Annotated in this window: 3 protein-coding genes; 2 read left to right on the top strand and 1 reads right to left on the bottom strand. The window is 66.8% G+C overall.

Annotation, left to right across the window (positions count from 1 at the left end; all coding sequences use genetic code 11):
• Positions 1 to 2,512 (top strand): ATP-binding protein (locus tag AC2VOU_RS12230; protein WP_486957619.1); only part of this gene is annotated, 2,512 nt, incomplete at its 5' end.
• Between the two features lie 152 nt (positions 2,513 to 2,664).
• On the top strand, positions 2,665 to 3,825 hold the full coding sequence (locus AC2VOU_RS12235) for a Wadjet anti-phage system protein JetD domain-containing protein (protein WP_486957620.1): 1,161 nt from the start codon (positions 2,665 to 2,667) through the stop codon (positions 3,823 to 3,825).
• On the opposite strand, the gene AC2VOU_RS12240 is transcribed toward AC2VOU_RS12235, so the two are convergent.
• Positions 3,822 to 4,424 (bottom strand): enoyl-CoA hydratase-related protein (locus AC2VOU_RS12240; RefSeq protein WP_486957621.1); only part of this gene is annotated, 603 nt, incomplete at its 5' end. The genes AC2VOU_RS12235 and AC2VOU_RS12240 overlap by 4 nt on opposite strands.

Below are 4,424 nucleotides of genomic sequence, written 5' to 3' on the forward strand. Positions count from 1 at the left end.
CGCCGTCCGGCTGTTCATCGCCGAGCTTCGCGCCGGCCTGCTCGCCGAGGAGATCACCACGCTGGAGGCCCACGGCTTGGGCTTGTGGAAGGAGCAGGACACCGCAAAGGCTAAGGAGCAGAAGCTGAGCCGCGAGCGCGAATCCCTCATCGAGGAGCGCGCCAAGGCCGGCGGCGACCGTATCGGTGAGCTGGAGCGACTCGCCGAGCAGGCCCGAGCCCAAGCCCAGAGTCGTCGTGATGCCCGCACCCGGTTCGACGTCGCGGTCGCCGACGCCGGGCTGCAACCGGTCGTCGGCGACAAGGACTTCGCGGCCCTGTCCACTCTGGCCGCCACCGAGCGGTCGCGGATTACCGCGGACAAGCGAGCCCTCGACGCGGCCACGGCCGACGCGATCGGGCGGGAGAGGGAGCTTCAACGCCAGTGCGGCCTCATCTCCGAGGAGCTCACGAGCCTGGAGCAACGCACCAGCAATCTGCCCGTCGAGCAGGTCGAGGTGCGTGCCGAGCTGTGTGCGGCCCTCGGGCTGACGCCCGACGACCTTCCCTATGTGGGTGAACTGCTCGACGTGACCGACGAACACGCCGAGTGGCGGGGTGCAGCGGAACGGGTCCTGCGCGGGTTCGCGCTGTCGCTGTTGGTGCCGCAGCAGCACTACGACTCCGTTGCCGGATGGGTGAACGGCCGAAGGCTCACGTTCCATGGCCGAGGCGGTAAGGCTTTCGGGGCTAAGCTCGTCTACGAACGGGTTGCCAGACAACGGGTTCCGCTGCAATCACCGGGGCACGAGGGGCTCTGGCTCGCCGACTGCATCGAGGTCAAAGACGGGGTCTTCCAGCAATACCTGGTCGACGAGCTCACCAAGCGGGCCGACTACCGATGCTCGTCGAGCCTCGAGGAGTTCCGCAGCCAGCGGCGGGCTGTGACCCGGGAGGGCCAGGTGCGCTCGGGCGAGCGTCACGAGAAGGACGACCGACACCGCGTCGACGATCCCCGTCGCTGGGTTCTGGGCTGGGCCAACGAGCGCAAGATCGCCGCGCTTCGCGACGAACTCGCCCAGCTGGAGGAAAAGCGAACCACGGCTGCTGCCGAGTTGAGCAGTCTCGATGCGCAGCGGGATGCGGTGCAGGCAAAGCTGCAAGCCCTTGCGCGGCTTGAGGAATACCGCTCGTGGGCCGATCTCGACGTCGCCGAGGCGCAGTCGCGGGCGAACGACCACGACGCCGAACGGATACGCCTGTTGGCCGGTTCCTCGCGCCTGGAGGAGATCGTGCGGGCGCTTGACGAGAACGAAGCGCAAGCCCACGCCGTGGGGGAGTTGATCGACAAGCTCACCGGCAGGCTGGCGACCACGGCAGCGGCGGCGGAAAAAGCAAAGCAGGACAAGATGCGCGACGACGCGTTCGTCGCGGCGCGGCCCGAGGAGCAGCTGGCGGTCGACCGAGCGTCGTATGCGGCCCTGGACGAACGCCTGGGCCAAGGCCGGCCGCTGCGGGCGGCGGAGTGTGCCGATACGGAGGTCGCTGTGTCGGCCGATCTGCATCGGCGCATCGAGCGCCTCACCGGCCAGCTCAACGGCTACGCGCTGAATCTGGCCCAGTACATGAGTGAGGTCCTGCGTCGGTGGCCCGAGCTTCGCGCGGACATGGACGCCAACGTCGACGCCCGCCGAGACTTTTTGGCGTTCCGCGACCGCGTCGCGACCGACGACCTGCCGCGTTTCGAGGCCGAGTTCAAGGAGCAGCTCAACAAGAACGCCATCCAGGAGCTGGCGGGGTTCAACAACTGGCTCAATCGGCAGGCGTCGGCCATTGACGAGCGGGTAGATCGGATCAACGAGGCGCTCGGCGCGGTGCCCTACAACCCGGGCCGCTACATTCGGCTGGAGAAGGAGCCCACCACGAATCAGGATGTCGCACAATTCCGTTCAGATCTGCGCAACCTGACCAACGACAGCCTTGCGCTCGACGGCGACCAGTATTCCGAGCAGCGCTTCGGAGACGTCAAGCGGATCATCGAGCGGTTTCGCGGCCGCGAGGGCTACGCCGAATCCGACAAGAACTGGACCCGGCGCGTCACCGACGTGCGCAACTGGTTCGTCTTTTCCGCCTCCGAGCGCGACGCCGAGACCGGTGACGAATGGGAGCATTACAGCGATTCCGACGGCAAGTCCGGCGGGCAGAAAGAGAAGCTCGCCTACACGATCCTGGCGGCCTCCCTTGCTTACCAGTTCGGGCTCGAGTGGGGAGCGCAGAAGTCGCGAGACTTCCGGTTCGCGGTCATCGACGAGGCATTTGGGCGCGGCTCGGATGTCTCGACCCGCTACGCGTTGGACCTTTTCGCGACGCTCGGGCTGCAACTTCTCATCGTGACGCCGCTGCAGAAGGTTCACGTCATCGAGCCCTACGTGAAGGCGATCGGATTCGTCGACAATCCGAGCGGAACGTTCTCTCGGCTGCAGACGATGACAATCGAGGAGTACCGGACGCGGCGTGACGGACGGCGGTCATGAGCGCCGCGCCGACGACGATGCAGTGGGGGCACCTCCCGCTTGCGGGGGACGAAGCGATGAGGAGGAGTGGTGCCATGAGCGCCGCGCCGACGACGATGCAGTGGGGGCACCTCCCGCTTGCGGGGGACGAAGCGATGAGGAGGAGTGGCGCCATGAGCGCGACGTGGACCACACCGGATGACATTGCCGCCAGGGTCAGACGCCGGTGGGACGATGGATCGTTGTTGCGCGCCTACGCCAACGGCGACCGCTTCGCGCCGATCGAGGTGCCGCTGCGCGGCCCCAAACCGTCGGAGGTCGGTGACGACGTCGCCGCCGCGCGCGGGTGGGTAGCGGCCTTGGATGCCGGCCGCCGTGACGACAGCCGATACGCCTTGCAATGGCAGTCAATCGGCGGCCGGCAGATCGGCCGCAACCGGCTGCCCGTCCGCGCCGTGGTCTCCTCGATCACGCAAGCCTGGGCTTTGTTGGGCGTGACGACGATGGTTCGCCGCTTCGACGATCTCCTGATTTTGGCAGATCAGCACCCGCGGGTTCGCGAGTGGATCGTCGGCCATCCGCATCGCGCGCTGGAGTTGGGGCCCGAGATGCCACGGCTGATCGCTGCTTACGTGTGGCTCGACAGTCACCGTCAGTCGCAGCGCTACCTGCGCGAGATCGATGCACCCGGCGTCGACACCAAATTCGCCGAGCGGCACCGGACGGTGCTGGCCGCGATGCTTGGTGTCTCGGCGACGGGCTCCGGGTTTCTGGCCGATCTCGGTCTGCGGTGCAAGCCCGGATTGGTGCGGCTGCGGCCCGCGGCTTCGCTCGGTTTACCGGCTCCGATTACCGAGCTGGCGGTGCGTTCGGAGGAGTTGGCCCGGCTTACTGTCGAACCGCGGGTTGCGGTCATCGTCGAGAACGAGATCAGCTATCTGAGCGTCGATGTCCCCGAAGACGGAATTGTGTTCTGGGGGAAGGGCTTCGAAGTCGACAGCATCGGTCGGTTGCGTTGGCTGGCAGAGGCCGATGTCCTCTACTGGGGAGACATCGACACGCATGGATTCGCCATTCTCGACCGCCTGCGGGCGTGGCTCCCGCGAGCGCGCTCGGTGCTGATGGACCGCGACACGCTGCTGGCCCACCGGGACCGCTGGGGGACCGAAGACCGCCCTGCGAAGTCGGTCCTGACCCGACTGACACCTGACGAGTTCGACCTCTATTCAGAACTGGTCGCAGACGGGCTGGGTGAACGGGTGCGCCTCGAACAGGAGCGCATCGACTGGCGTTGGGTCGAGCAAGGGCTCACCGTGACGCTGCGGCCAGGCTAGACGGGGTCGACGAAGACCGGTGGCTCGCCTGACATCCCGGCCACCACGGCGGCGAGTTGATTGGGCTGGCCGATCAGCGCAGTCTGCAACTCGGACTCCCGTTTGAGTGCCGTGGCGGCGTCGTGGCTGGTCCATGTCTCGTCGTAGAGGCGTTTGGCGGCGCGCACCGCATCGGGGGACTTCTGCGCGATCTCCTCGGCCAGTGCCAGGGCCTCCGCCAGCGGGTCGTCGTCGTTTCGCGTGACCAACCCGATAGCCAAAGCCTCACTGCCAGAGACGATCCGGCCGCTGAACGTCAGCTCCTTGGCGACGTCGATCCGGACCAATCGTGGCAGTGTTTGCGTGATGCCCATATCGGGAACGAGACCCCACTTCACTTCCATGATCGACAGCTTCGCCTCAGGTGCAGCGACCCGGATGTCGGTGCCCAACGCGATCTGCAGGCCGCCACCGAAACAGTTCCCGTGGATCGCGGCGATCACCGGCGCCGGTACCAACGACCAGTCGTAGGCCACCCGCTGTGCGAAGTTGGCCAGCCGGCCGCCGTCACGCTCCAGCAGCACCCCGGTTCCGCCCTGACCAGACATGAAGCTGGCGAT

This window comes from Mycobacterium sp. TH-M25, assembly GCF_057473665.1.